Below are 25,681 nucleotides of genomic sequence, written 5' to 3' on the forward strand. Positions count from 1 at the left end.
AGAGAGGAGAGGAGCCGGTCAGTCGCGCGAGTGGCTCAGCTCCAGGTCGAGGTTGTCGTCGCCGTCGCCGTCCGCACCACTGCCCACCGTGACCGTGGCCGGGAAGGGCGGGTAGCCCATCGTCAGCAGGGTGTAGCGGCCCGGGTAGAGGTCGGCGAAGGCGTAGCCGCCGTCCTTGCCCGTGTGCACGACGCCGACCTCCTTGCCGTCCGCGTCCTGGAGCACGACCCGCGCGTCGTCGACGGGTTCGCCGTTCGCGGTGCGCACCGTGCCGGTGAGGGTCCCGGTGCCGCTGAGCCGCAGATCGCACTCGACCGGACGGTCGGACGTCATGACGCTCGCTGTCTGCGGGTGGTGCCCCTCGGCGTTGGCGACCAGGACGTACGAACCGCTGCCGGGCGTCGACAGGCTGTACGTACCGTCCTCCTCCGCCGTGATCCGGCCGACCTGGCGGCCGTCGGCGGCGATCAGGGTGAGCTCCGAGCGCGGGATCGGCAGTCCTGAGGACCCGCGGACGGTGCCGCGCACGGACGGGCCGCCGGCCTTCTGCAGCGGGACGACGACACCCGCTCCCGGAGCGTCGGGGGCTTCGTCCGGCGCACCTTCGACCGCCAGGTGCGGCAGCCGCTTGTCGAGCCACTCCGGCAGCCACCAGTTGGCGTTGCCGAACAGGTGCATCAGGGAGGGGACGAGCACGGTCCGCAGGATGAACGCGTCGAGCGCGACCGCTCCCGCCAGGCCGACGCCGAACATCGCGATGACGCGTTCCCCGTTGAGGACGAAGGCGGTGAAGACGCAGATCATGATGACGGCCGCCGAGTTGATCACCCGGCTGGTCTCCGCCAGGCCGATGCGTACCGCGCGCGCGTTGTCCTTGGTGTGCACCCACTCCTCGTGCATCCGGCTGACCAGGAAGACCTGGTAGTCCATGGAGAGACCGAAGAGCAGCGACAGCATGATGACCGGGAGGAACGCCTCGATCGGCCCCTCGCGGCTGGCGAGCAGCAGATCACCGCCCCAGCCCCACTGGTAGGCCGCGACCAGGACACCGAAGGACGCGGCGGCCGCGGCCAGGTTCATCACCGCGGCCGTCAGGGGAACGACGAGGCTGCGGAAGGCGATCAGCAGCAGGACGAAGCCCAGCGCGATGATCACCGCGACGAAGACCGGCAGCTTGCCCATCAGCACCGAGGCGAAGTCCTTGTACATCGCCGTCTGGCCGCCGACGTACGCCTGCATCGTGCTGCCCTTCTCAGCAGCCGGTACGACGTCGTCGCGCAGATGGTCGATCAGGTCCGAGGTCGCCTTGTCCTGCGGTGACGTGTCGGGCACCGCCTGGATGACGGCGATGTCGGCGCCCGGCTGCATCGGCAGCGCCGCGGCGAAGGTGATGCCCTTGGTCGCGTTGAGCTTGCCGACCAGGGTCTGTACGGCGGCCTTGTCGGTGTCCGACTTCACTTCGGCGAGGATCGTCAGCGGACCGTTGAAGCCCGCGCCGAACCCGCCGGCGAGGAGGTCGTACGCCTTGCGGGTCGTCGTCGTGTCCTTGTTGTTGCCCTGGTCGGAGGAGCCGAGGCGCAGGGAGAGCACCGGCACGGCCAGGGCGACCATCATCGCGATCGCGATCACGGAGAGCACCCGCGGGTGCCGCTCCACGAATGACGACCAGCGGGCGGCGGCGCCGGTGGCCAGCTTCGCCTCCGGGCCGTTGGCGGCCAGCTTGCGCCGCTGGCGGCGGGAGAGCACCCGGTTGCCGAGGACGCCGAGCATCGCGGGCAGCAGGGTGATGGCCGCGGCGACGCTCAGGACGACGGTCAGCGAGGCGGCGATGGCGACGCCGTTGAGGAAACTCAGACCCATCGCGAACATGCCGAGCAGCGCGATGCAGACCGTGCCGCCCGCGAACAGCACGGCGCGCCCCGAGGTGTTGACCGCCGTCACGGCGGCCTCCTCCGGGGTCAGCCCGCGCAGGATGCCCTTGCGGTGCCGGGTGACGATGAACAGCGCGTAGTCGATGCCCACGCCCAGGCCCACGAGCATGGCCAGGACCGGTGCGAAGTCGGCGACGGCCATGCCGTGGCTGAGCAGGAGGATCGCGGACGAGGCGGTGAAGATGGCGAACAGCGCGGTGATGATCGGCATCAGCATGCCGAGGACCGAACCGAGCGCGAGGAAGAGGACGACGGCCGCGGCCGCGACACCGACCAGCTCGCTCAGCCCCTGCGGAGGCTGTTCGGCCATCTGGATCGCCTGGCCGCCGGCCTCGACCTCCAGGCCGCTGCCCCCCGCGTCGTGCACGATGTCGACGAGCTGCTTCACCTCCTCCTTGTCCAGCTCGTTGCCGAGCTTGGTGAAGGTGACGGCCGCGTAGGCGGTCCTGCCGTCCTTGCTGATCTTCGCGGCGCCCTCCGGCGCGTACGGACTCGCGATCGTGCCGACGTCGGCCACGTCGCTCTTGATCCTCTGGAGAGCGGCGGTCATCTTCTGCTGGACCGCGGCGTCCCGCACGGAGCCCTGGTCCACGTGCCAGACGATGTTGTCGGTCTCGCCCGCCTGAGCGGGGAAGGCCTTGTCCATCAGCTTCAGAACCTGCGCGGACTCGGTACCCGGCAGCTCGAAGACGTTGGCGTAGGCGCTCCCGGCGGCGCCGCCCGCGCCGCCGAAGCCGGCCATGACGAGCACCCACAACCCGATCACCAGCCACTTGCGCCTAAAGCACCATCGTGCCAATGAGGCCACGGTCCCAGCTCCTTCACTCGCTGCCGACGTCCACCGCCGGAGTTGGATCTCCCGCAGTCTGTTCAGCCTCCGTGCCGGGACCGGGCCGTTACAAGGTGAATCGGGATCTCTCAGGGAACTCCCAAGTTGTCTCCAGTGGGTCTGTGGGCCGGCACTGCTGATAATCGAGTCATGGAGAACCCCGAGAGCCCGGCCACCGTACTGATCGTCGAAGACGAGCCGGGCATCGCGGACATTCTCCGAATTACCCTGAAATACCATGGCTTTACGGTGCACACCGCGGCCACCGGCCGACAGGCCGTCATCGCCGCCCGCGAGCACCGGCCCGATCTGGTGCTGCTCGATGTGATGCTGCCGGACGGCAACGGCTGGGAGGTCTGCCGCACGCTGCGCGCCGAACGCGACGACCTCGCGGTGATCTTCGTGACCGCCCGGGACGCACCGCGCGACGTCGTCGGCGGGCTCGCCCTCGGCGGCGACGACTACATCACCAAGCCGTTCGGCGTGGACGAGGTCGTCGCCCGGGTGCACGCGGTGCTCCGCAGGACCCGGCGCGAACCGGAGGCCGTCGACCCGGTGCTGCGCCACGGCGACCTGGAGATGGACGAGGCGACGTACAGCGTCCGCCGTGCGGGCGAGCCGGTCGACCTGACCCCCACCGAGTACAACCTGCTGCGGCACCTGCTGCGCAACGCCGGGCGGATCGTCACCAAGGAGCAATTGCTGCAGCACGTCTGGCAGTACGACACGGTCGTCGAATCGACCGTCGTCGAGACGTACATCAGCTACCTGCGGCGCAAGCTCGACCGGCTCGGGCCGCCGCTGATCGAGACCCGGCGCGGCATCGGCTACGGGCTGCGGGCGCTGGCATGAGACTCGGGTTCGGGACGTTCGGGTTCGGCGCGGGCGAAGCCGGAACGCGGCGCGGATACGGCACGTACGACGGTGGAGGCGGCCGTGGGCGTGACGGTGGACGCGACGGTGGAGGTGGTGGTCACGGCGGTGGACGCGACGGTGGAGGTGGTGGTCACGACGGTGGAAAGCCGCGCCTGGACGGCAAGCGCTGCTTCTGGCCGCGCCCCCGCTCGCTGCGCGGGCGGTTCACGATGGCCAACGTCACGTTCCTGGCCATCGGCCTGGTGATGGCGGGCGCCGCCAGCCTCATCGGCATGTACACCATGCTGATCGGCGAGATAGACGACTCGCTGAAGACCTCCCGGAAGGCGCTGTCCTCCACGCCGTTCACCAGCGGCGGTCTGCAGCAGCTCTGCACGATGGCCGGCATGCTGCAGACCAACGACGGGAACAAGGTCGTCGCCCAGGCCTTCGACCAGGACCTCTTCCTGGTGCTCGACCCCCAGGGCCGGATCTCCACGGTGTGCGAGGGCAACGTGGCGAACCTCGGCGAGGAGCGCCGCAGTCTCGCGGTGGCCATGCCGGACCCGAAGGCCCTCGCGGCGTCCGGCGACGCCGCGACCGTGCACAGCGACGGCAGCTACTACCGGGTGATGGTCTCCCGGCTCGGCGACGGCACCATGGTCGTCAAGGGGATGCGGCTCAACGGGGTGCGGCGCGCGGTCGGCCATCTCCTCATCGTCGAGGTCATCGACAGCGTCGTGCTGCTGGGCCTGCTCGCCATGGGCTCGCTGACCGCCGCCCGCCGGCGGCTGCAGCCGCTGGAGGACATGGTCGAGACGGCGTCCGCCATTTCCGAGGGCGACCTCTCCCGGCGGATCGCCACCGCCTCGCACGGCAGCACCGAGGTCGAGCAGCTCAGCGCCGCCCTCAACGCGATGCTCCAGCAGATCGAGACGGCGCTCACCACCAGCGAGCGCGCCACCGCCCAGCTCCGGCAGTTCCTCGCCGACGCCTCCCATGAGCTGCGCACACCGCTCGCCTCCGTCCGCGGCTATCTCCAGCTCTACGAGAAGGGCATGCTCGACCCCGACGAGAAGGACCGTGCCCTGACCCGGGTCTCCGCCGAGGCGTTGCGGATGAGCCGTCTCGTCGACGAGCTCCTCGCCCTCGCCCGGCTGGAGGACCGGCCGGCGCTCGTGCCGCGCCCTGTCGACCTCACGCAGCTGGTCAGGGACGGTGTCGCCGACCTCGCCATGCAGCAGCCGCAGCGGCCCATCGCACTCATCCTGCCGGGCTGTGTGGAAGTGCTGGGGGACGAGGCGCAGTTGCGGCAGATCCTCGGCAACCTGCTCAGCAACGTCCGCGTGCACACCCCCGCGGACTCCCCGGTGACCGTGGAGGTCATCCGCCGGGACGAGGACGTCCTGCTGCGGATCACCGACTCCGGCCCCGGTCTGTCCCCGCAGGACGCCGCCCGGGCCTTCGACCGCTTCTTCCGCGCCGACCCCGACCGGGCCCGGGACACCGGCGGCGCCGGCCTCGGCATGTCGATCGTCCAGGCCGCCGTCGACGCCCACCACGGTTCCGTCCGCCTCGACACCGCCCCGGGCACCGGCCTCACGGTCCACGTCACCCTCCCGTCGGCCCGGCCGGCCGAACTCGTGGTGGAGAGCGAGGCGGCGCCGGGACGCTAGGTCCTGTCGCCGAAGGCCCGCTCCGGCTCACCCGGCCGTCGAAGGGACCGGCTGCACGGCCGTCGCCGGGGCCCGGCCGACCCGCCGCACCCCCGGCACCAGCGCCGTCCCCAGGCAGGCCGCCGCCACCAGGCCGGCCGCGACCGCCAGCGGGGTCGCCGTCCCCCACGCGTTGGCGGCGAGCGGCGCGGCGGCGTAGCCGACCGGCATCGCGGCCAGTGAGAGCAGCCAGTCGTAGGACGTGACGCGGGCCAGCACCCCGGCCGGCACGGCCTGCTGGACGGTGGTCTCCCAGACCGGATTGAGGAAGCCGAGCGCGCAGAGGGCGAGGCCGTAGGAGGCGATGAGCAGCGGGGCGGGCGCGGCCAGGGCGAGCAGGATCAGCGGCAGCGCGTAGGTCGCGAGGCCGAGGTTGGCCACCAGGACGGGGCGGGAGAGCTTGGCGCGGCCGGCCAGCAGGGAGCCGACGACCAGGCCCGCGGTACCCGCCTGGAGCAGATAGATCCAGACGTCGTCCCCGCCGAGCCGCTCGCGGGCGACGATCGGTCCGAGGGTGGCGAGGACGGCGGCGGCGCCGTTCCAGGTGGCGTGCGCGATCAGGCTCGTCCAGTACCAGTCACGGGACCGCACCTCGGACCAGCCCTCGACCAGGTCGGCGCGCATCGAGCGGCGGGGGATGGGCGTGCGCCGGACCCGGATCGCGGCCAGCAGCGCCGCACTGGCCGCGAAGGTCGCCGCGTCCAGGACGAAGGCCCAGCCGGGCCCCGCGGTGAACACCAGCAGCCCGGCGACGCCGGGCCCGCCGAAGAAGGCGGCGTTGCGCGCGGCGGCCATCAGGGAGTTGGCCTTCTGCCGTTCCGGTCCTTCGGTGGTGCCGGTGATCAGCGGCGACGCGGTCGGCATGGCGAACGCGGAGGCGATGCCGCCGACCACTTCGGCGGCGGCTATGTGCAGCAGCTGCGGGTCGCTGCCGATGAGTTCGGCGCCGACGAAGAGCTGGGCGGCGCACCGGACGAGGTCGGTGGTCAGCGCGACCTTGCGGACGTCGAAGCGGTCGCCGAACACGCCGCCGAGGGGGAGCAGGAGCAGCTTCGGGACCATCGAGCAGCCGAGGACGACGGCGAGCGCGGTGGCCGATCCGTCGGTCGCCCGGGTGATGGCGATGGCCAGCGCGGCGGGGACGACGGCGTCGCCGAGGGCGGACAGGGTGCGGCCGATGAAGAGCAGCCGGAAGGCGTGCAGGCGGAGGGGGTGCGTGGGTGGTTGGGTCACGCGGAGAATGTATTTCGGTACCGAACCTTTCGTCAACGAATAATTCGATGCCGACGGAACGGGCGTAGAGTGACGACATGAGCCCTAGTGACGCCGGCGGCGGCAGCGGTCGCAGTGGAGACCGGGACCGGACCGACGAGCACGTCGAGCGCTGGCTGCCCGTCCTCCCCGACCTCGACCCCGACATCGAGGGCGCGGTCACCCGGATGAAGATGATCGCCCACCATCTGCGCCGTTTCCGGGACCAGTCGCTCGCCGACTACGACCTCCAGCGGCACGAGTTCGAGACCCTGCACGCGCTCGCGGGCCGCGGCGGCAAGGCCAGCCCCTCCGAGCTCGCCAACGACCTGGACATGGCGCCCGCCTCCGTCACCGGACGGCTCGACACGCTCGCCCACCGCGGCTTCGTCCGCCGCACCCCCTCCGCCACGGACCGCCGCCGGGTCGACATCGAACTGACCGAGGAGGGCCGGGCGACCTGGCTCGGTTCGATGGACGTGCTCGGCCACGAGGAGTACCGGCTGCTCGGCGCGCTCGACGCCGGCGAACGCCGCACGCTGTCCGACCTGCTGCGCCGGATCCTGTTGGCGGCGGAGGACGTGCAGAGCTTGCGTTAGAGCCCACTCCAACCCGTACGTTCGATGCCATGGCCACCACAGACAAGAACACCGCCGCCGCCGACGCCCCCTCCGAGCGCTACGCGCGCGGCCTCGCCGTACTGCAGCAGATCGCCGGCACCGAGCGGCCCGCCGTGCTCGACAGTCTCGCCGACATCGCCCCCGACCTGGCCCGGTTCACCGTCGAGTTCGGCTACGGCGACATCATCTCCCGCCCCGGCCTGACGCTCCCGCAGCGCCAGTTGGCCACCATCTCGGCCCTTGCCGCGATGGGCAACGGGGCTCCGCAGCTGCGCTTCCACATCGACGGCGCGCTCAACGTCGGCATCAGCCGGCGGGAGATCGTGGAGACCTTCATCCACGCCAGCGTCTACGCGGGCTTCCCGGCCGCCCTCAACGCCCTCACGGTCGCCCGCGAGGCGTTCGCCGCGCGCAAGGAGTCGGACGACCCGGCCGCCGGCCCCGTCGCACCGGCCACCCCCAGCGAGCCGGGCACCACCCGCTACGAGCGCGGCCTGGAAGCGCTGGCCCGCATCGACGGCCACGCCGGCGAAGCCGTCGTCGCCTCGCTCCAGGACATCGCCCCCGACCTGGCCCGATACCTGATCGAGTACAGCTTCGGCGACATCTACTCCCGCACTGGCCTCGACCTCAAGTCCCGCGAGCTCGCCAGCGTCGCCATGTGCACCGCCCTGGGCAACGCCGCCCCGCAACTCCGCGTCCACCTCCACGGCTTCCTCAACGTCGGCGGCACCGAGGACGAAACCGTCGAGATCATCACCCAGATGGCCGGCTACGCGGGCTTCCCCGCCGCCCTCAACGGCATCGCCGCCGCCCGCGAGGTCTTCGCCGACCGAGCGGAGAACAACCCGGAGCACTGAACGCGCCGTTCGTCAGGTGCCCGTCCGGCTGCCGGAAGCGGAAACGGCGGCGGCCCGGGCGGAAGGCCTATGCCGTTCCGTCCGGGCCGCCACCCCGTGGGGGGCAGGTGGGTCAGCCGTTGGTGACGGCGGTGTCGTCGATCAGGAAGCTGGTGGCCGCGGAGGAGTCCTCGGCGCCCAGGAACTTGATGGTGACCGTCTTGCCCTTGAAGGCGGACAGGTCGAGGGTGCGCTGGACGTAGCCGCTCGGGGTGACGTTGGAGTACGTCGCCAGGGTGGTCGTCGTGGTGCCGGAGACGACCTGGGCCTTGAGGGTGTCGTAGACCGTGGAGCCGGTCTCCTTGGTGGTGATGCCGAGCCAGAAGCTGAGCTTCGGGGCGGCGGCGGTGGCCGGGATGGTCACCGACTGGGACAGGGTGTCGGTGTGGGTGGTGCCGTAGCCGTTGAGCCAGGCGTAGTACGAACCGGCGTGCGGGGTGGCGCCGGTCTCATTGGTGATGACGCCGCTGGTCTGGGCCCAGGTGGTCGCACCGGACTCGAAGCCCGGGTTGGCCAGCAGGTTGGTGCCGTCCGGCGGCGGGGTGGTGCCGGTGCCGCCGCAGGTGGTGGAGGTCGCGGCGACGGCGGCTGCCGTCCAGGCCTTCTCGACCGCGGCGCACTGGGCGCTGCTGCCGCCGAAGAGGTCCTTGGCGGCCTTGATGCTCGCGGTGCGGGCGCCCGGGTAGTCGGTGGCGGCCGTCATGTACGTGGAGAGCGCGCGGTACCAGATCTTGCCCGTGTCGGCGTTGCCGATGCCGGTGACGGCCGGAGCGCCGCCGCAGGTCGGGCTGTTGCCGTACGTGGAGGAGCCGGAGCCGACGGCCAGCAGGTAGAAGAAGTGGTTGCCGACGCCCGACGAGTAGTGCGGGTCGAGGTTCTTGGTGCCGGTGGTCCAGCAGGACTGCGAGACGCCGTCCTTCTTCGGGTCGTCCATGTACCGCAGCGGCGTGGAGCTGATCTTCTCGCCGATGAGGTAGTCGGGCTTGTCCGCCGGGCTGTTGGCGTTGAACTCGACCAGGGTGCCGAAGATGTCGCTGGTGGACTCGTTGAGGCCGCCCGCGTCGCCGAAGTAGTTCAGGCCGGCGGTCGCGGCGGTGACGCCGTGGCTCATCTCGTGGCCGGCCACGTCCAGCTCGGTGAACGGCTTGTCGCCCACCGCGCCGTCGCCGTAGATCATCGAGAAGCTGTCGTCGTCCCAGCCGGCGTTGCCGTAGTTGACGCCGTAGTGGACGAAGGAGCGGGCGCCGACGCCGTCGTTCTTGATGCCGTTGCGGCCGTGCACGTTCTTGTAGTAGTCCCACGTGGCCTGGATGCCGTAGTGGGCGTCGACGGCGACGGTGGCGCGGTTGGTGAGGGTGCCGTCGCCCCAGACGTTGTCGGTGTCGGTGAACGCGGCGCCCCAGCCGGCCGGCGGCGAGTCGTTGGTCGTCGTCTTGTTCTGGGCGTCCCGCGTCTCCCCGTTACCGCGGGTCGGGTCCAGCAGCTGGTAGCCGCCGCTGACGCTGCTGGTGCCCAGCGTGACGTCGCCGACCTGGTAGCCGTGACCGGTGCCGGAGGCGGCGGCGCCCGCGACGGTCGTGGCGGGGGCGGTCGCCTGGTTCTGGCCCGCGACGGCCGTGCTGATGAAGCTGTTCCACGACTGGCCGGCGGCGCCGGTCTGCGCGTTCACCAGGACGTGCAGGTGGCTCGGCGACTGGTCGGGGGCGGTGCCGTTGGTGACGACCTGCCAGACCAGCGTCGGGGTGGCGGTGGTGGCGTCGACGACCAGCTTGGCCGTGCTGCCGTGCTTGACGCCCTTGAACTTCTTGGCCGCCGTGGCGATGGCCTGCTTGGCGGTGATCTTCGGCGTGACCGACAGGTTCAGCGGCGCCGCCAGGGTCAGCGAGGCGTCGCGCGCGGTTCCGTCCGGAGCCGAGTGGACGACGACGTCGCCGCCCAGGACCGGCAGGCCCTGGTAGGTGCGGTCGAGATGTACGTGGCGCGAGCCGTCGGCGTCGACGGTCACGTCGCGTGACGTGAACACGTCGTGAGCGCCGGCCTTGACCAACTGCGGGTGGGCCGCGACGGCGGAGTTCGCGTCGCGCAGTGCCTGAGCTTCGCTCACCTTCGGCGGGATGGGCCGGGGGTTCTTCGCGGCGCTGGCGGGGGTGCCCGCCCCGGCTATCAGGAGCCCGCTGACCGCGAGGGTGAGGGTGCTGGCGAGTACAGATCGTTTCATGGCCAGGGAGCATGGCGGCGCCTGGTGACCCGGGGCAACGAACTCCCAACTCTGTTTAATTGCGGGAGTTACAACAACTCGTTAAAGCCTGGCCCACAAGCTGTGCAACCTCTGTGAACGCTAAATCTTTGGGTAAGACTGTTCACAGCGTGATGCGCGTCACCGGCCGTTTCCCGGCCGGTCGCTAACATGTGCCTCCCCCACACCCGGCACGCAGGACGGATGACCACCCCCTGTGACCTATAGACCGCTGCCTCCAGAAATCGCCGATGCGCTCCGCACCGGCCCCTTCGAAGCCGCCCTCGACGCCGCCGTCCGGGCCAGCGGACTCAGCATGGAACGTATCCGGCACCGGCTCGACACCCGGGGCGTCCAGGTGAGCGTCACCACTCTCAGTTACTGGCGCCGCGGCCGCAGCCGGCCCGAACGCCCCCAGTCCCGGCAGGCCGTTCGCCTGCTGGAAGAGCTGCTCGCCCTCCCTTCCGACTCCCTGGTCTCCCTGCTCGGCCCGCAACGCCCGCGCGGCCGCTGGGTCAACCGCCCGCCCGCCAACCTCGACGCCGCCCGGCTCTGGCAGGAGTACGAGAGCCTGCCGGGACTGCTCGGCGAGATGGGCTCCGCCGACGACGGGCTCGCCCGGCTGGCGGTGCACGACCGCTACGAGATCGACGCGAACGGCTGTGAGGCGACCTGGACGACGACCCTGGTCCTGCGGGCCGAGCAGGAACGGGTGGACCGTTGCATGATCATCACCCGTGGCGACGACCCGGAACGGGAGCTACCCGTCCTCACCGGGGTGCGCAACGCCCGCCCCGGCCGGGTCCGCATCGACAGCTCGGTACCGCTGGTCGTCGCCGAACTGCTGCTGGACCGGGTGCTCGCCAAGGGCGAGACCGAGGTCGTCGAGTACACGTACCGCATGCCGACGGTGGGCGCCCGCACCACCGAGTGCGGGCGCGGCTTTCCGGTGCCCATCCGGCTCTACACGCTCGAAGTGCAGTTCCATCCGGACGCCGTGCCGTTCCGCAGCCACCGCTGCGTCGGCACCACGGCGGGCGGGCCGCTGCCCGCGGTCGAACCGGTCTGGATCAGCGCGTCGGGCCGGGCGCTGTTCTCCGTCGAGGACCCGCAGCCCGGTTTCCAGGCGCTGCGCTGGGAGTGGGAGTAACCGCCGGCGGGAACGGCTGAGGGCCCCGTCCGCCGTGGCGGAGAGGGCCCTCAGTTGCGGGACGTCCTAGAAGCGGCGCGTGATGAGCGCGCGCTTCACTTCCTGGATGGCCTTGGTGACCTCGATGCCGCGGGGGCATGCGTCGGTGCAGTTGAACGTCGTGCGGCAGCGCCAGACGCCGTCCTTGTCGTTCAGGATCTCCAACCGCTGCTCACCGCCCTCGTCGCGCGAGTCGAAGATGAAGCGGTGCGCGTTGACGATCGCGGCCGGGCCGAAGTACTGGCCGTCGTTCCAGAACACCGGGCAGGACGACGTGCACGCGGCGCACAGGATGCACTTGGTGGTGTCGTCGAAGCGCTCGCGGTCCTCGGCGGACTGCAGGCGCTCGCGCGTCGGCTCGTTGCCCTTGGTGATCAGGAAGGGCATGACGTCGCGGTAGGCCTGGAAGAACGGGTCCATGTCGACGATCAGGTCCTTCAGGACCGTCAGGCCCTTGATGGGCTCGACCGTGATCGGCTTCTCCGGGTTGAGGTCCTTGATCAGCGTCTTGCACGCCAGCCGGTTGCGGCCGTTGATGCGCATGGCGTCGGAACCGCAGATGCCGTGGGCGCAGGAGCGCCGGAACGTCAGCGTGCCGTCCAGCTCCCACTTGATCTTGTGGAGGGCGTCCAGGACGCGCTCCTTGGGATCGATCGGGAACTGGTAGTCGACCCATTCGACCGCGTCGGAGACCTCCGGGTTGAACCGGCGGATCCGCATCGTGACCGTGATCAGGTGACCTGCGGCGGCCTCGGCGGCGTCCAGGGCCTCCGAGTGTCCGGAGGACTTGTCGAGCGTCGGGGTGCTCATCAGTACTTACGCTCCATCGGCTGGTAGCGGGTCACCACGACCGGCTTGTAGTCGAGACGGATCGACTCGTTGCCGGCGGAGTCCGTCTCGCGGTACGCCATGGTGTGCCGCTGGAAGTTGACGTCGTCGCGGTTGGGGTAGTCCTCGCGGTAGTGACCGCCGCGGGACTCCTTGCGCGCCAGCGCGGACACGGCCATGACCTCGGCCAGGTCGAGCAGGTTGCCCAGCTCGATGGCTTCCAGCAGGTCGGTGTTGAAGCGCTTGCCCTTGTCCTGGACGGACACGTTCTTGTAGCGCTCGCGCAGGGCGCCGATCGTCTCGACGGCCGTCTTGATCGTCTGCTCCGTACGGAACACCATCACGTTGGTGTCCATGCACTCCTGCAGTTCCTTGCGGATGTCCGCGACCCGCTCGGTGCCGGTGTTGTTGCGCAGGCCCTCGACCTGGGCGACGACCCGGGAGGCCGGGTCCTCCGGCAGCTCGATGTGGTCCGTGGTCGCCGCGTACTCGGCGGCCGCGATGCCGGACCTGCGCCCGAAGACATTGATGTCGAGCAGCGAGTTGGTGCCGAGGCGGTTGGCGCCGTGCACCGAGACGCAGGCGACCTCGCCGGCGGCGTACAGGCCCGGGACGACGGTGGTGTTGTCGCTCAGCACCTCGCCCTGGACGTTGGTGGGGATGCCGCCCATGGCGTAGTGCGCGGTCGGCTGGATCGGGATCGGGTCCGTGTAGGGCTCGATGCCGAGGTACGTCCGCGCGAACTCGGTGATGTCGGGCAGCTTGGCGTCCAGCTGCTCCGGCGGGAGGTGCGTGAGGTCGAGGTAGACGTGGTCGCCCTCGGGACCGCAGCCGCGGCCCTCACGGATCTCGGTGTAGATGGAGCGCGAGACGACGTCGCGGGAGGCGAGGTCCTTCATGACGGGCGCGTACTTCTCCATGAAGCGCTCACCGTCCTTGTTGCGGAGGATGCCGCCCTCGCCGCGGGCGCCCTCGGTGAGGAGGATGCCCATCCGCCAGATGCCCGTCGGGTGGAACTGGAAGAACTCCATGTCCTCCAGCGGCAGCCCGCGCCGGTACGCGACGGCCTGGCCGTCACCGGTCAGGGTGTGCGCGTTGGAGGTCACCTTGAAGAACTTGCCGGTGCCGCCGGAGGCGAAGATGACGGCCTTCGCCTGGAAGATGTGGATCTCGCCGGTGGCCAGCTCGTACGCGACGACGCCGGCGGTCCGCTGGACCCCGTCGACCTCGGCGAGGAGCAGGTCCAGGACGTAGAACTCGTTGAAGAACTCCACACCCTCCTTGACGCAGTTCTGGTACAGCGTCTGGAGGATCATGTGGCCGGTGCGGTCCGACGCGTAGCAGGCGCGGCGCACGGCGGCCTCGCCGTGGCTGCGGGTGTGCCCGCCGAACCGGCGCTGGTCGATCTTGCCCTCGGGCGTCCGGTTGAAGGGCAGGCCCATCCTCTCGAGGTCGAGGACCGCGTCGATGGCCTCCTTCGCCAGGATCTCGGCGGCGTCCTGGTCGACCAGGTAGTCGCCACCCTTGACCGTGTCGAAGGTGTGCCACTCCCAGTTGTCCTCCTCGACGTTCGCGAGGGCGGCGGCCATGCCGCCCTGGGCGGCGCCGGTGTGGGAGCGGGTCGGGTAGAGCTTCGTCAGCACGGCGGTGCGGCTGCGCTTCGTCGACTCGATGGCCGCGCGCATTCCGGCGCCGCCGGCGCCGACGATGACGGTGTCGTACTTGTGGATCTGCATGGGGTTGTTTCCCTGTCCGTCCCTGGCCTAGCGGATGTTCGGGTCGAAGGTGAAGATCACCAGCGTGCCGAGCACGATCGTGAACGCCGTTGCGGTGAACAGCAGCGTCTTCAGCCAGAACCGGGTGTTCGCCTGCTCGGCGTAGTCGTTGATGACGGTGCGCAGACCGTTGCCGCCGTGCAGCATGGCCAGCCACAGCATGACCAGGTCCCAGCCCTGCCAGAACGGCGAGGCCCAGCGGCCGGCCACGAAGGCGAAGCCGACCTTGGTCACGCCGCCGTCGAGGACCAGCTGGATCAGCAGGTGGCCCAGCACCAGGACGACGAGCACGACACCGGACAGGCGCATGAACAGCCAGCCGTACAGCTCGAAGTTGGTGCGGGTGGCACGCGGAGTGCGCTTGGTACGGGCGCGCGGGGCCTCGATGAACGGCGCCGGGTTCTCCGGGCTGAACGAGGCACTGGAGGAGCTGAGCTCCACGGAGTCAGTAGACATTCTCAGCTCCCGAACAGAATGCGTGCGGCGTGCCCGAGAACCGGGTAGATGGCCCCGATCATCAGCACGATCCAGACGCCGAGGACGGACCACAGCATCTGCTTCTGGTACTTCGGGCCCTTGGACCAGAAGTCGACGGCGATGATGCGGAGCCCGTTGAGAGCGTGGAAGAGGATGGCCGCGACGAGGCCGTACTCCAGCAGGCTGACAGGCCAGGTCTTATAGGTCGCGACGACCTTGTCGTAGTCCTCGGGGGAGACCCGCACGAGTGCGGTGTCGAGGACATGGACGAACAGGAAGAAGAAAATGAGGACACCGGTGACTCGATGAGCCACCCATGACCACATGCCTTCCCGGCCGCGGTACAGCGTTCCTGCCGGCACGGAAAACCCTCCGGGAGCGGTTTGGGGCCAGCCGGCTTCGGTGTCGGACGGGCCCGGCCGGGTACGGTCCACCGGCCCTGGCCATCGTAGCGACGCGTTGTCGGCTCCGTATGCCCGGGTAGGCCAGGTGTGATTGATCCCGCACGACTGGGTGAACGTCTGGGGGAACCTACGAATGAACGGGCGACCGGATGTGCGGGCCAAAGGCCGGTGGGCGTACGGGCGGAGACGCCTGCGGAGGTGTTGTTCCCCGGAGCTAGCGGTGCAGTTCCGCCGTGGTCTGTGCGTTCGATCGTTCCGAGACCAGCCGGGCGAGCCGCGCCCGGGTGATGCGGCGCAGCTCGTCGGCGGTGACGACCCGTTCCTCGTCCTCGTCGTTCGCGAGCCGGGCGCGGATTCCGGTCAGGACCTGGTTGAGGAGGCTGGCCGGGTCGTCGCCCTTGAGGGCGATGACGAAGACATTGCCGAACTTGTTCTCGTACGCGGCCTGCGCGGCGCTCAGCGCGGTGTGCGCGGCCAGGCCGCCGCGGTGCGGCAGCGGAGTGGCGGCCTCGCAGGCCAGCGCCTCGGAGAGGTCGCCGGGGGTGAGGTCGTACGCCGCCTCGTCGGCCGCCGCGAGTAGGGCGTCAAGATCCGGGTACGGGCGGTGCAGGGCCATCCGCCGGGCCCAGCGGTGGCTTCCGCAGCAGTCGCGCAGGGCGGCTTCCGCCGCGCCGAAGGGGGCCTCGTTGAGCCGGGAGAGCCCGGCGGCGGGGACGGGCCCCTGGGCCGGAGTGTCGGGGAACAGCGCTGAACTCCTGTCGGAAAAGCGGGGAAGCGGTACACGTTAGTGGGGCATGTTCGACTCCGTCCGACGGATGAGTGGATTTCACCCGTACGGGATCGAAATATGTCACGAAGTGGACGACGGAACGGGGATGGTCTGCCATAACGTCCGGTATGGGGAAAATCTGGACAGGGCTGGCGTTGTCGCTCGCCGTACTCACACCGGCCGTCGGCACACCCAACGAGGCACCGGCCACCCGGACACTGCCGGTCATCCCCTCCGTACGGGATTTCCGGCCGGCCGGATCCGGCGTCTTCCACCTCGGTCCGGGGACCCGGGTGCGCGCCGGGCGCGGCAGCGCCGTCGAGGACGAGGCGCGGCTGCTCGCCGGACAGCTGCAGGTCCCCTTCGGGTTCGACGACGACAGGAGCGACGGGGACGGGCCGGCCGGAACGGGAGACATCACGCTGCGGATCGACGGTCCCGGCGCCGGCACCACGAAGAACGCCGCGAACGTGAACGAGTCGTACGTCCTCACCGCACGGAACGGGCAGGTCACCATCGACGCGCCCACCGACGCGGGGGCGTTCTACGGCACCCGCACCCTCCTGCAGACGCTGCGCGCCGGCACCGGGTTGCCCGAAGGCGTCATCAAGGACGCCCCGGACCGGCCGCAGCGCGGCCTGCTCCTCGACATCGCGCGGAAGCCCTTCGCACGCGACTGGATCGAGGACCGGATCCGGCAGCTCGGCGACCTCAAGCTCAACCAGCTGCATCTGCACTTCAGCGATGACCAGGGCTTCCGCATCGAGAGCAGCAGCCACCCGGAGATCGTGTCGCGGGACCATCTCAGCAAGGCGGACCTCAGGGCGATCATCGACCTCGCCGCGCAGCGCCACGTCACCGTCATCCCGGAGATCGACAGCCCCGGGCACCTCGGCGCCGTCATCAGGGCCCACCCGGACCTTCAGCTGGTCAACGCCTCCGGCCGGGCGCTGCCCGGGGCGATCGACATCTCGAAGGCCGCCTCGGCCCGCATGGTCGACGATCTGACCCGTGAGTTCGCGCCACTCTTCCCCGGCCCCTACTGGCACCTGGGCGGCGACGAGTACCAGGCGCTGGTCGTCAGCGACCCGGAGAGCTCGTATCCGCAGCTCGTCCCGCCCGGCGGGACCGTCGCCGAGGCGACGACCCGCTGGCTCAACGACCGCGAGGCGGTGGCGAAGAAGTTCGGCAAGCGGACCAAGGCGTGGAACGACGGATTCCTCTCCACCCCGCGCGCCGTGCCCGACCGCGACCGCGAGGTCGAGTACTGGACGGGGAAGGAACTGGGCGCCCGCGAGCCGGAGGAATACCTCAAAGCCGGCCGCAAGGTCGTCAACCTCAACGACGAGTACCTGTACTACGTGCTCGGCGAGCCGAACGACTTCACCTATCCGACGGGCGAGCGCATCTACAAGGAGTGGACCCCCGCCGTCCTGCGCGGCGCCAGCCCGGTGGCCGCCTCGCTGGCGACGCCCGACCGGGTGCTCGGCGGCAGGTTCGCCGTCTGGTGCGACCAGGCGGACGCGCAGTCGCAGGACGAGGTGGCGCGGGGCATCCGGCTGCCGCTGAACGCGCTGGCGCAGAAGCTCTGGTACCCCGGGACGCCGCCCCTCTCCTGGCCGGCCTTCACAGCTCTGGCCGACAAGGTGGGCTGACGGACGGTCCGGCCACAGGTGGTGCGGTCGGTCCCAGTGTTGTGGTCAGTCCCACCAGAAGGACCACAGCCGCTCCCCGCGCAGCGCCTCGGCGTAGTCGGGGAACGGGAAGGTGCCGTCGTTGAGGTGGGAGGCGCCGGTGAGGACGTGTTCGAGGGCGACATGGGCGGCGTGCTCCGACGTCAGCGGCGGGGACGCGACGGAGAGGAAGACGGAGGAGCCCTCGAAGCCGATGACGCGGGCGCCGAACCGGGTCTCCCAGGTGCGCAGCAGCGCGGAGAACTCCAGGGCCGGCGCGTCGGACTCCCACCCGAGGAGGGCCGGGACATCGGCGCTGCGGCGGGTCGGGACCAGCGCGATGTGCGCGATGAAGCGGGTGGTGAAGTAGTGCAGCATCTGACCCACCGTCTGGCGGGCGACCGCGTCCGGCGGGGGCCCCTGGTGCGCGGGGGAGGTGCGGGCGAGGCCGGGCCAGCGGGTGAACGGCGGGCCCGGGTCGTCGAGGAGCAGGGCGACGTCCTCGGGCCAGACCTCGTCGATCGCGGGATGCGGCGGCCGCAATGAGCGCAAATCCTGGTACGACCCCCAGGAATCAGTCATCGTTGCTTCGACGTCCACGCCGTCGATGTCCTCGGTGCGGTGGCCGCGGCCCGTCGCGCACGGCCAGGCCATGAGGACCGGGCACCAGCCCGTCTCGTCCTGCTGCGCCTGGAAGCGGGCCCAGAGCCGGCCGGGAGCGACGACGGGTTCGTAGGAGAGCCACAACCCGGGGGAGTCACCGGGCAGGAACCGGCCGGGCGGAAGGCCGTCGGGGAGACGGGCCAGGGGCATCGGTGGGCTCCATCGGTGTGGGGGCACGAGCTGGGACGGCCGGGGGCCGCCTCCCCCCACAGGAGCGTCCCCGGCCGCCGTCTATTACAGCGTCGCGGGCGCCGGAAGTGTCACCGCGGCAATGGGGCAGGATGGTGCCGGTGTTCGAGGGGGTGGAGCGAGCGGTGGATCTGGGGACCGCGGTCAGTGCCGCGCAGGAGGGCGACGACGCCGCGTTCCGGGTGCTGTACCGGGCGGTGCAGCCACAACTGCTGCAGTACGTGAGGACCCTGGTCGGACCGGCGGAGGCCGAGGACGTGGCGTCGGAGGCGTGGCTGCAGATCGCCCGCGACCTGCCGGGCTTCACCGGTGACGGCGACGCGGTGCGCGGCTGGGCGGCCCGGATCGCCCGCAACCGGGCACTGGACCACCTGCGGGCGCGCAGCCGGCGGCCGGTCACCGCGGCCGGCGTCGACGCCCTGCTGCACATGCCGGCGCACACGGACACCGCGGGCGAGGCCCTGGACGCGGTGGCCACCGACCGCGCGCTCGCGGCCATCGCGACGCTGCCGCGCGAACAGGCCGAGGCGGTCCTGCTGAGGGTCGTCATGGGGCTGGACTCCAGCAGCGCGGCGCAGGTGCTGGGCAAGCGCGCGGGGTCCGTGCGGATGGCCACCCACCGGGGGCTGCGCCGGCTCGCCGAACTGCTGGACGACGAGAGCCGCACCGCGGGTGTGACGTTTTCGGCGGCGAAGACGCTTTGAGGATATGAGATGACGGAAAACCGGCGATGCGACGGACATCGTGACGACGACTGGCTCGACGAGGACGCCGCGGAGCGGCTCCTGCGCGGCGAGTCCGTCATGTCCGGCGGTGCCGGGGCGGCCCGGCTGGCCCGGCTGCTGGCGGCAGCCGCCGCGCCGGCGGCGGCCGATCCGGAGCGCGAGGAGGCGGCGGTCGCCGCCTTCCTGACGAGCTTCGACGCGGCTCCGAAGGCCGGCCCCCGGGACGGTTCCGGCGCCGGTCCCGAGCAGGGTTCCGGGGATGCCGATTTCCTGTCGGTGGTCCGGCTGGGCCGGCCGGTCACCGCACCGGGCACGGCACTGACCGCCAGGGCCGGGCGGCTGGGGGCACCCCCGGCCGAAGGTCGGGGGAGGGTGGCCGGAGCGCCGAAGTCGCTGAAGGCGTCGGTCGGCGCGCTGGTGGTCGCCATGGCCCTGTGCGCCGCGGTGCTCGCCGCGAGCCCCGGCATCCTGCCGCTGCCGTTCGACGCCGACAACGTCGGTTCCGCGCCGGTGCGCAGCGGCGCCCCGAGCTCCGCCACGCCGGACGGCTCCGGCACCGCGGGCCCGGACGGCGGGTCCTCGCCGCTCACCGGCGGGACGGCCGACGCACCGCACGGAAAGGGCGCGTCATCGGAACCGGGGCACGGGGCGACGCCGCCCCCCGGCCGGCCGGCCTCGCCCGCGAACCCGTCCGCGACGCCGCCGCCGTCCGCCCACTCGCTCGCACCGCAGGGGACGCACGGGGAACGCGACCGGCAGAACGTGGAGTTGTGCCGCGCCTACATCAAGGCGGGCGGCCGGCTGGACGGCGCGTCGTCCGACCGGCTCGTGGCGGCGGCGGGCAGCAAACGGGACGTACCGAAATACTGCGCGCGGGTGCTGGCCGCCGCCTACGTGGCCGGATCCGGCGGTGCCGGAAACGCTGACGGCGGCAAGTCCGGTGGCACGAGCGGCGGTCACACCAAGGGCGACGGCCGGAACGACTAGGTTCTGCCGGTTCGCCGGCGACCGTATTCCCGGCTCTCCGGACCGTCTGACCTGCGGGCCCGGAAGCGTCCGGTGACACTTTCCAGCTGGTTGACGCTTTAAGTAATGGGTCGACTGGTCATCGGCCCGGCGGACCCCGGTGCTCCCCGTGCCGGGTGGGTCCGCGCCCAGGGCGCGGCCGGGTGCATTCCCCCTACCCGGCCGCGCCCGCCGGGTGTTCCATGGCGGTGGCCGGAAGTGGCTGGTGGCGGTCCGCGGCGGCCGGTGGCGGGTCCTGGCGGTCGGCCGATAACTCCCGGCCGAATGTCGGTGCCGTGGTGCAGACTCGGTTGGGAGAGCAAAACCGGGGGAGGTACGCCATGTTGGCAGGACTGTACGAGATCGACTGGGCGGCTATGGGGCATGCCTACGGATCGGCGGAGGAGGTCCCCGAACTTCTGCGGGGGCTGGCCTCGGCGGACGCGGGGGAGCGGGAGGCCGCCCTCGACGCGATGTACGGGGCCGTTCATCACCAGGGCGATGTGTACGACTCGACGCTCGCCTGCATCCCCTTTCTCTTCGAGCTGGTGGCGGATCCGGCGGTGCGGGACCGGGGCCGGATCGTCGTCCTGCTGACCAGCATCGGGGGCGGCGACGAGGTCGCGGAGGAGTACCTGGACGAGATCGTGATCGAGGCCGGGGGCCCGGTCGCGGGAGGTTCGTGGAGCGCGCTGGGGGACGGTTCCGGAAACGCTCCCGGCACCGGTTCCGGCGGGTCCGGCGATGCGACGGACGCCCTGGACGACGAGGACATCCTCGGACTGCTGGACGCCGAAGAGGCCGCGGCCTCCGAAGACGCGGAGGCGGCCGCCTGGCGGGCCAACTACGCGATGGCCGTCACCGCCGTACGGGCCCAGGCGGAAGTTTTCACCGAGCTCGTCGCGGACCCCGATCCCGATGTACGGCGCGCGGTCCCGGTGGCGCTCGGCGCGCTGCACGGGGAGACCGCGCGGATACTCGACGTCCTGCGCGACCGGCTGCCGGTGGAGCGGGACACGGAGACCCGGCTGGCCCTCGTCGAGGCCGTCGGCACCCTCGCGCTGCGCCCGGGCGGCCCGGCCGCCGAGGCCGCCGACTGGCTGGCCCGGCTCGCCGGCAACCGCGCCGACGGCCCCGCCGACCGCTCGTCCGACAGCCGGTCGCTCTCCGCGGACCCGGGCCTGCGGCTGGCCGCGCTCGCCCAACTCGCCCGCTGCGCGCCCGAACGGCTGCCGGCGGACATCGTGCCGACCGCCGTCGCCCTGCTCCGCGCGGTGCGCGGCGAGGAGGCGGGCAGCCGGTCTCCCCTGGAGGTGTCCGCCGAGCGCCAGGTGCCCGCCACCTTCGTCGGCCATCTGCGGGAGCTGCGCGAGCGGGCCGAGGCCGGCCGCTCCGCGCCCTGGGCCGCCGACCTGCTCCGTACGCTGCACACCGCGCTCGACGACCGGGTCGCCGACCGCATCGCGCTCGTCATCGACCAGTTGCGCAGCCCGGACTGGGGCCGGCGGATCGACGCCGTGTGGATGAGCGGCGGCCTGGTGCGCGGCTGGCGCGGACCGTACGAGGAGCTGGTCGTCCTGCTCGGGCAGCAGCTCGCCGACCCCGAGGAGCGGCTGCGCGACGGCGCCGCCTCGGTGCTGGAAAACCTGTACGAACTGTCCGCACCCGCAGCCGACGCCCTCGCCGAGGCGGTCGCGGCGGATCCCGGGAGCTGGGTCCAGGAGTGGTCGCAGGGGCGGCCGAGCCTCGGCGGCATGGTCAAGACCCTCGCCCGGCTGGGCGACCCACGGGCGCTGCCCGCGCTGGCCTCGGCCCTGGACCGGCCGGACATACCCCAGGACCTGGGGTTCGCCATCGAGCACCTGGGCGCGGCGGCGGTCCCGCTCGCACCCCTGCTGCGCCGCAGGCTCGCCGAGGTGACGCTGAACGACGAGGAGGCGTACGACCAGGCGGAGCCGCTGCTCAGGGGAGTGGCCGCGATCGCGGCCGCCGAGGCGTTCCCCGAGGTGCTGCGGATTCTGCGCGGGGCGCCGAAGGCCCGCCGGGACTGGCTGCTGTGTTCGGCGATCCGCGCGCTCGCCCGGTTCGGTGACGCCGCCCGCGACGCGCTGCCCGATCTGCGCGCGCTGGTGGCCGATCCCGGCTCCTGTATCGCCCTGGAGGCCGCGTCCGCGCTCTGGGCGATCGAGCGGAACACCGCGGTCCTGCCGGTGCTGCTCGCGCACCTGAACAGCGACAGCCCGCACACCCGGCGCTCGGCGGCCGAGGCGCTCGGCGAGCTGGGCCCCGCGGCGGCCGGTGCGGCGCCGCGGCTGCGGGAGCTGCTCGCGGACCCCGCGGTGTGGATGCGGGTGGACGCGGCGGTCGCGCTGTGGCGGGTCTCCGGCGACGCCGGTCCTGTGCTGCCCGTCCTGCGGTCCGCCTGGGCGGAGAACGTGCACACCCGCACGGTCATCGCCGGCTGCCTCGCCGGGATAGGTCCCGCCGCGGCCGGCGCCGCCCCGCTGCTGCGCGACGAACTGGCGGCCGTCCGTCGGCACAACAACGAGGGCGACCACTACGGCACCCTCGATGTGTGCGCCGACGAGAAACTGCTCCTGGCATGCCGACGGGCCCTGTCCCGGATATCCGGAACAGGGCCCGTCGTGGACAGCGGCCGTTAGGTCCTGTTCTCGGACCTCACGTCAGGCCGGCCCGGGGTCACCAGTAGACGACGACCTTGTCGCCGGCCTTGACCTGGTCGAAGAGGGAGGCGATGGCGGCCTTGTCGCGCACGTTCACACAGCCGTGGGAGGCGCCGGCGTAACCGCGGGCCGCGAAGTCGGACGAGTAGTGCACGGCCTGGCCGCCACTGAAGAACATCGCGTACGGCATGGACGTGTGATAGATCGTCGAGACGTGGTCACGGCTCTTGAAGTCCACCTTGAACTGGCCCTCGCGGGTCGGGGTGTACTGGGAGCCGAAGCGCACGTCCATCGTGGTCTGCACCTTGCCGTTGATCACCCAGGACAGTGACCGGCTGGTCTTGCTGATGCAGAGCACACGGCCGGTCATGCAGCGCGGGTCGAGCTTGGCGCTGGCCGGCTGGGTGGTGGGCGGGTACATCGCCGCGTGCGTCGGCTGCTTGGTCACGCCGCGCAGCTTGGTCCAGGTCTGCGCGGAGACGCTGCCGGTCATCGGCAGGCCGTAACGCTCCTGGAAGTCGTTCACGGCGTTCGCGGTGACCGAGCCGTAGGTGCCGGTGGGCGTACGGCTGAACAGGTTGAGCTGGCCCAGCCGGGCCTGCAGCTCACGGACCTGCGCGCCGGTGGAGCCCTGCTTCATGACGGCGGGCACGACCGGGGGCTTGGACGTGGTCGCGGAAGCGCTGGGGGTGGCGGAGGCCGTGGTCGAGCTCGACGCCGAGGGTGAGGGTGAGTCACTCGGGCTCGCGGAGTCGGTGGGACTCGCGGTGGTCGACGCGGCAGGCGTCGGCTTGGCGCCCGAGGTGGGCTTGTCCTGCGGGCCACAGCCCACCAGAGCCGCTGCCGCCAGAGCGGCCACCACGATCGCTATCGGAGTTCTCTTCGTACGCAAGACAGTCACCCTTTGCCCCCCAGAATCTGCAGTTACCCGGCTAGACACTCAACCCGCCCGTGCAGTTGCACGGATCCGGAGCAAGACTGTTTCGTGACATCGGAGAGACAAGACTGTGAGGAAGCTCCCAGCGCGGGCCCCTCCACGGCTCGCACGCCCGCAACTACAGTCCGTGCCGGAGACAGGATATTACCCACCAGTAACGCGACAGCGATGCGGAGGCGTGAACCATGGCGCGCGAGACGGACACCGCCCGGTCCACCGAGAGTGGACTGCCCATCGAGCCGGTCTACGGGCCTGAGGCACTCGACGGCTGGGATCCCGCGGAGAAGCTCGGCGAGCCGGGGGAGTACCCGTTCACCCGTGGCGTCTACCCGTCGATGTACACCGGCCGGCCCTGGACCATGCGGCAGTACGCCGGGTTCGGCACGGCGGTCGAATCCAACGCCCGCTACCAGCAGCTGATCGCCAACGGCACGATGGGCCTGTCCGTCGCCTTCGACCTGCCGACGCAGATGGGCCACGACTCCGACGCCAAGATCTCCAGCGGCGAGGTGGGCAAGGTCGGCGTCGCCATCGACTCCGTCGACGACATGAAGGTGCTCTTCGGGAACATCCCGCTGGACAAGGTGTCCACGTCGATGACGATCAACGCACCCGCCGCGCTTCTGCTGCTGATGTACCAGCTCGTCGGCGAGGAGCAGGGCGTCCCTGCCGACCGGCTGACCGGCACCATCCAGAACGACGTGCTCAAGGAGTACATCGCGCGCGGCACGTACATCTTCCCGCCGAAGCCGTCGCTGCGGCTGATCGCCGACATCTTCAAGTACTGCCGCACCGAGATCCCGAAGTGGAACACGATCTCGATCTCCGGCTACCACATGGCCGAGGCCGGCGCCTCGCCCGCGCAGGAGATCGCCTTCACGCTCGCCGACGGCATCGAGTACGTCCGCACCGCCGTCGCCGCGGGCATGGACGTGGACGACTTCGCGCCCCGCCTGTCGTTCTTCTTCGTCTCGCGCACGACCATCCTCGAAGAGGTCGCGAAGTTCCGCGCCGCCCGCCGGATCTGGGCTCGGGTGATGCGGGACGAGTTCGGCGCGAAGAACCCCAAATCGCAGATGCTGCGCTTCCACACCCAGACCGCAGGCGTGCAGCTCACCGCGCAGCAGCCCGAGGTCAACCTCGTCCGCGTCGCCATCCAGGGCCTCGCCGCGGTGCTCGGCGGCACGCAGTCGCTGCACACCAACTCCTTCGACGAGGCCATCGCGCTGCCCACCGACAAGTCGGCCCGGCTGGCGCTGCGCACCCAGCAGGTGCTCGCCTACGAGACCGATGTGACCGCGACCGTCGACCCGTTCGCGGGCTCCTACGTGGTCGAGACGATGACCGACGAGGTCGAGGCCCTCGCGCTGGACCTGATGCGGAAGGTCGAGGACCTGGGCGGCGCCGTCAACGCGATCGAGCACGGCTTCCAGAAGGGCGAGATCGAGCGCAGCGCGTACCGCATCGCCCTGGAGCAGGACGCGGGCGAACGCGTGGTGGTCGGTATGAACCGCTTCCAGCTCGACGAGGAGGACCCGTACGACCCGCTGCGCGTCGACCCGGCCATCGAGGCCCAGCAGGCCGCGCGGCTGGCGACGCTGCGCGCCACCCGGGACCAGGGCGCCGTCGACACCGCGCTCGCGGCGCTGCAGAAGGCGGCCCAGGGCACGGACAACGTCCTGTACCCGATGAAGGACGCGCTGCGCGCGCGGGCCACGGTCGGGGAGGTCTGCAACGCGCTGCGCGAGGTGTGGGGGACGTACGTCCCGACCGACGCGTTCTGAGCAGGCGGGCCCTGGAGGTCGGAGGCCGCCGGTCAGAGCAGGTGGAGCTGCGTGATCAGCATCGCCACGACGATGCAGAGCGTCCAGCCGACGATGTGCTCGACGATCTTCCGGCCCTCCTGGGGCCCGCCGGTACCGGTACGCGCCGCTGCGATCTCCGCCATTGCCAGTCCTGTCGTCCGCCGATGAGAAGCCCCCCGCAGCTGCCCAGGATGCGGGGGCCTTTCGCCCGCTGTACAGGGG

General features: G+C 71.1%; 22 protein-coding genes. 10 read left to right on the forward strand and 12 right to left on the reverse strand.

Annotated elements, in window-relative coordinates; genetic code table 11:
• Nucleotides 1-18: 18 nt before the first annotated feature.
• Nucleotides 19-2,739: an MMPL family transporter gene (locus O3W51_RS25575; protein ID WP_187144987.1), complete on the reverse strand. Its 2,721-nt coding sequence runs from the start codon at nt 2,737-2,739 to the stop codon at nt 19-21.
• Between the two features lie 171 nt (nt 2,740-2,910).
• On the opposite strand from O3W51_RS25575, the gene O3W51_RS25580 reads away from it, so the two are divergent.
• Nucleotides 2,911-3,612, forward strand: a complete 702-nt coding sequence (locus O3W51_RS25580; protein ID WP_138352252.1) for a response regulator transcription factor — start codon at nt 2,911-2,913, stop codon at nt 3,610-3,612.
• Here the strand turns inward: O3W51_RS25580 and O3W51_RS25585 are convergent.
• Nucleotides 3,588-3,770 (reverse strand): hypothetical protein, encoded by a 183-nt coding sequence (locus tag O3W51_RS25585; protein WP_187144988.1) that lies wholly within the window; start codon nt 3,768-3,770, stop codon nt 3,588-3,590. The genes O3W51_RS25580 and O3W51_RS25585 overlap by 25 nt on opposite strands.
• A gap of 75 nt (nt 3,771-3,845) precedes the next feature.
• On the opposite strand from O3W51_RS25585, the gene O3W51_RS25590 reads away from it, so the two are divergent.
• Entirely contained in the window at nt 3,846-5,291 is a 1,446-nt protein-coding gene (locus O3W51_RS25590; protein WP_138352251.1) for a sensor histidine kinase, read from the forward strand.
• Between the two features lie 27 nt (nt 5,292-5,318).
• Here the strand turns inward: O3W51_RS25590 and O3W51_RS25595 are convergent, their stop codons facing one another.
• Nucleotides 5,319-6,572 (reverse strand): MFS transporter, encoded by a 1,254-nt coding sequence (locus O3W51_RS25595; RefSeq protein WP_187145317.1) that lies wholly within the window; start codon nt 6,570-6,572, stop codon nt 5,319-5,321.
• 68 nt (nt 6,573-6,640) lie between these two features.
• Here O3W51_RS25595 and O3W51_RS25600 point away from each other — a divergent pair, with 68 nt between their 5' ends.
• Complete coding sequence (locus O3W51_RS25600) at nt 6,641-7,180, forward strand: MarR family winged helix-turn-helix transcriptional regulator (protein ID WP_138352249.1); 540 nt, start codon at nt 6,641-6,643, stop codon at nt 7,178-7,180.
• Nucleotides 7,181-7,209: 29 nt separating this feature from the next.
• Entirely contained in the window at nt 7,210-8,061 is an 852-nt protein-coding gene (locus O3W51_RS25605) for a carboxymuconolactone decarboxylase family protein (protein ID WP_138352248.1), read from the forward strand.
• A gap of 112 nt (nt 8,062-8,173) precedes the next feature.
• Here the strand turns inward: O3W51_RS25605 and O3W51_RS25610 are convergent, their stop codons facing one another.
• Nucleotides 8,174-10,318, reverse strand: a complete 2,145-nt coding sequence (locus tag O3W51_RS25610) for a M4 family metallopeptidase (protein WP_269287415.1) — start codon at nt 10,316-10,318, stop codon at nt 8,174-8,176.
• Between the two features lie 235 nt (nt 10,319-10,553).
• On the opposite strand from O3W51_RS25610, the gene O3W51_RS25615 reads away from it, so the two are divergent.
• The gene (locus O3W51_RS25615) at nt 10,554-11,486 is read left to right on the forward strand and encodes a hypothetical protein (RefSeq protein ID WP_138352246.1); all 933 of its coding nucleotides are present in this window, start codon (nt 10,554-10,556) and stop codon (nt 11,484-11,486) included.
• Between the two features lie 66 nt (nt 11,487-11,552).
• Here the strand turns inward: O3W51_RS25615 and O3W51_RS25620 are convergent, their stop codons facing one another.
• From O3W51_RS25620 to O3W51_RS25640, 5 genes are all read right to left on the reverse strand, one after another.
• Nucleotides 11,553-12,335 carry a succinate dehydrogenase iron-sulfur subunit gene (locus tag O3W51_RS25620; protein WP_138352245.1) on the reverse strand — a complete coding sequence of 261 codons (783 nt, stop codon included), beginning with the start codon at nt 12,333-12,335 and terminating at the stop codon, nt 11,553-11,555.
• Complete coding sequence (sdhA, locus tag O3W51_RS25625; protein WP_164294952.1) at nt 12,335-14,089, reverse strand: succinate dehydrogenase flavoprotein subunit; 1,755 nt, start codon at nt 14,087-14,089, stop codon at nt 12,335-12,337. Before sdhA ends, O3W51_RS25620 begins: the two co-directional genes overlap by 1 nt.
• A 27-nt stretch (nt 14,090-14,116) precedes the next feature.
• Nucleotides 14,117-14,584 (reverse strand): succinate dehydrogenase hydrophobic membrane anchor subunit, encoded by a 468-nt coding sequence (locus tag O3W51_RS25630; protein ID WP_138352243.1) that lies wholly within the window; start codon nt 14,582-14,584, stop codon nt 14,117-14,119.
• Nucleotides 14,585-14,586: 2 nt separating this feature from the next.
• Complete coding sequence (gene sdhC, locus O3W51_RS25635) at nt 14,587-14,967, reverse strand: succinate dehydrogenase, cytochrome b556 subunit (RefSeq protein WP_138352242.1); 381 nt, start codon at nt 14,965-14,967, stop codon at nt 14,587-14,589.
• A 256-nt stretch (nt 14,968-15,223) separates the two neighbouring features.
• Nucleotides 15,224-15,754, reverse strand: a complete 531-nt coding sequence (locus O3W51_RS25640) for a 2-oxo-4-hydroxy-4-carboxy-5-ureidoimidazoline decarboxylase (protein ID WP_138352241.1) — start codon at nt 15,752-15,754, stop codon at nt 15,224-15,226.
• A 152-nt stretch (nt 15,755-15,906) separates the two neighbouring features.
• Between O3W51_RS25640 and O3W51_RS25645 the strand changes: the two genes are divergently transcribed.
• Nucleotides 15,907-17,433, forward strand: coding sequence for a beta-N-acetylhexosaminidase (locus O3W51_RS25645; protein WP_138352240.1), 1,527 nt, complete (start codon nt 15,907-15,909; stop codon nt 17,431-17,433).
• 45 nt (nt 17,434-17,478) lie between these two features.
• On the opposite strand, the gene O3W51_RS25650 is transcribed toward O3W51_RS25645, so the two are convergent.
• A complete protein-coding gene (locus O3W51_RS25650) occupies nt 17,479-18,264 on the reverse strand; it encodes a DUF4253 domain-containing protein (RefSeq protein ID WP_138352239.1) in 786 nt (261 codons plus the stop codon).
• A 164-nt stretch (nt 18,265-18,428) separates the two neighbouring features.
• Here O3W51_RS25650 and O3W51_RS25655 point away from each other — a divergent pair, with 164 nt between their 5' ends.
• From O3W51_RS25655 to O3W51_RS25665, 3 genes are all read left to right on the forward strand, one after another.
• Nucleotides 18,429-19,007, forward strand: a complete 579-nt coding sequence (locus tag O3W51_RS25655; protein ID WP_307811166.1) for an RNA polymerase sigma factor — start codon at nt 18,429-18,431, stop codon at nt 19,005-19,007.
• Between the two features lie 9 nt (nt 19,008-19,016).
• Nucleotides 19,017-20,015: a hypothetical protein gene (locus tag O3W51_RS25660; protein WP_269287417.1), complete on the forward strand. Its 999-nt coding sequence runs from the start codon at nt 19,017-19,019 to the stop codon at nt 20,013-20,015.
• A gap of 359 nt (nt 20,016-20,374) precedes the next feature.
• Nucleotides 20,375-22,696, forward strand: a complete 2,322-nt coding sequence (locus tag O3W51_RS25665) for a HEAT repeat domain-containing protein (protein WP_138352236.1) — start codon at nt 20,375-20,377, stop codon at nt 22,694-22,696.
• Between the two features lie 37 nt (nt 22,697-22,733).
• Here O3W51_RS25665 and O3W51_RS25670 read toward each other — a convergent pair whose 3' ends face one another.
• A complete protein-coding gene (locus O3W51_RS25670; RefSeq protein ID WP_138352235.1) occupies nt 22,734-23,618 on the reverse strand; it encodes a L,D-transpeptidase family protein in 885 nt (294 codons plus the stop codon).
• Nucleotides 23,619-23,839: 221 nt separating this feature from the next.
• Here O3W51_RS25670 and O3W51_RS25675 point away from each other — a divergent pair, with 221 nt between their 5' ends.
• Nucleotides 23,840-25,438, forward strand: coding sequence for an acyl-CoA mutase large subunit family protein (locus O3W51_RS25675; RefSeq protein ID WP_138352234.1), 1,599 nt, complete (start codon nt 23,840-23,842; stop codon nt 25,436-25,438).
• A 32-nt stretch (nt 25,439-25,470) separates the two neighbouring features.
• Here O3W51_RS25675 and O3W51_RS25680 read toward each other — a convergent pair whose 3' ends face one another.
• The gene (locus O3W51_RS25680) at nt 25,471-25,602 is read right to left on the reverse strand and encodes an SCO1431 family membrane protein (protein ID WP_138352233.1); all 132 of its coding nucleotides are present in this window, start codon (nt 25,600-25,602) and stop codon (nt 25,471-25,473) included.
• Nucleotides 25,603-25,681 lie beyond the last annotated feature (79 nt).

Origin of the sequence: Streptomyces sp. H39-C1 (assembly GCF_027158125.1) — a bacterium.
GTDB classification, from domain to species: domain Bacteria; phylum Actinomycetota; class Actinomycetes; order Streptomycetales; family Streptomycetaceae; genus Actinacidiphila; species Actinacidiphila fildesensis.

Coding starts and splice junctions, on each gene's coding strand:
- O3W51_RS25580 (WP_138352252.1), top strand. CDS start 2,911: ATGGAGAACCCCGAGAGCCCGGCCACCGTACTGATCGTCGAAGACGAG.
- O3W51_RS25590 (WP_138352251.1), top strand. CDS start 3,846: ATGGCCAACGTCACGTTCCTGGCCATCGGCCTGGTGATGGCGGGCGCC.
- O3W51_RS25600 (WP_138352249.1), top strand. CDS start 6,641: ATGAGCCCTAGTGACGCCGGCGGCGGCAGCGGTCGCAGTGGAGACCGG.
- O3W51_RS25605 (WP_138352248.1), top strand. CDS start 7,210: ATGGCCACCACAGACAAGAACACCGCCGCCGCCGACGCCCCCTCCGAG.
- O3W51_RS25610 (WP_269287415.1), bottom strand. CDS start 10,318: ATGAAACGATCTGTACTCGCCAGCACCCTCACCCTCGCGGTCAGCGGG.
- O3W51_RS25620 (WP_138352245.1), bottom strand. CDS start 12,335: ATGAGCACCCCGACGCTCGACAAGTCCTCCGGACACTCGGAGGCCCTG.
- sdhA (WP_164294952.1), bottom strand. CDS start 14,089: ATGCAGATCCACAAGTACGACACCGTCATCGTCGGCGCCGGCGGCGCC.
- O3W51_RS25630 (WP_138352243.1), bottom strand. CDS start 14,584: ATGTCTACTGACTCCGTGGAGCTCAGCTCCTCCAGTGCCTCGTTCAGC.
- O3W51_RS25645 (WP_138352240.1), top strand. CDS start 15,907: ATGGGGAAAATCTGGACAGGGCTGGCGTTGTCGCTCGCCGTACTCACA.
- O3W51_RS25650 (WP_138352239.1), bottom strand. CDS start 18,264: ATGCCCCTGGCCCGTCTCCCCGACGGCCTTCCGCCCGGCCGGTTCCTG.
- O3W51_RS25660 (WP_269287417.1), top strand. CDS start 19,017: ATGACGGAAAACCGGCGATGCGACGGACATCGTGACGACGACTGGCTC.
- O3W51_RS25665 (WP_138352236.1), top strand. CDS start 20,375: ATGTTGGCAGGACTGTACGAGATCGACTGGGCGGCTATGGGGCATGCC.
- O3W51_RS25675 (WP_138352234.1), top strand. CDS start 23,840: ATGGCGCGCGAGACGGACACCGCCCGGTCCACCGAGAGTGGACTGCCC.
- O3W51_RS25680 (WP_138352233.1), bottom strand. CDS start 25,602: ATGGCGGAGATCGCAGCGGCGCGTACCGGTACCGGCGGGCCCCAGGAG.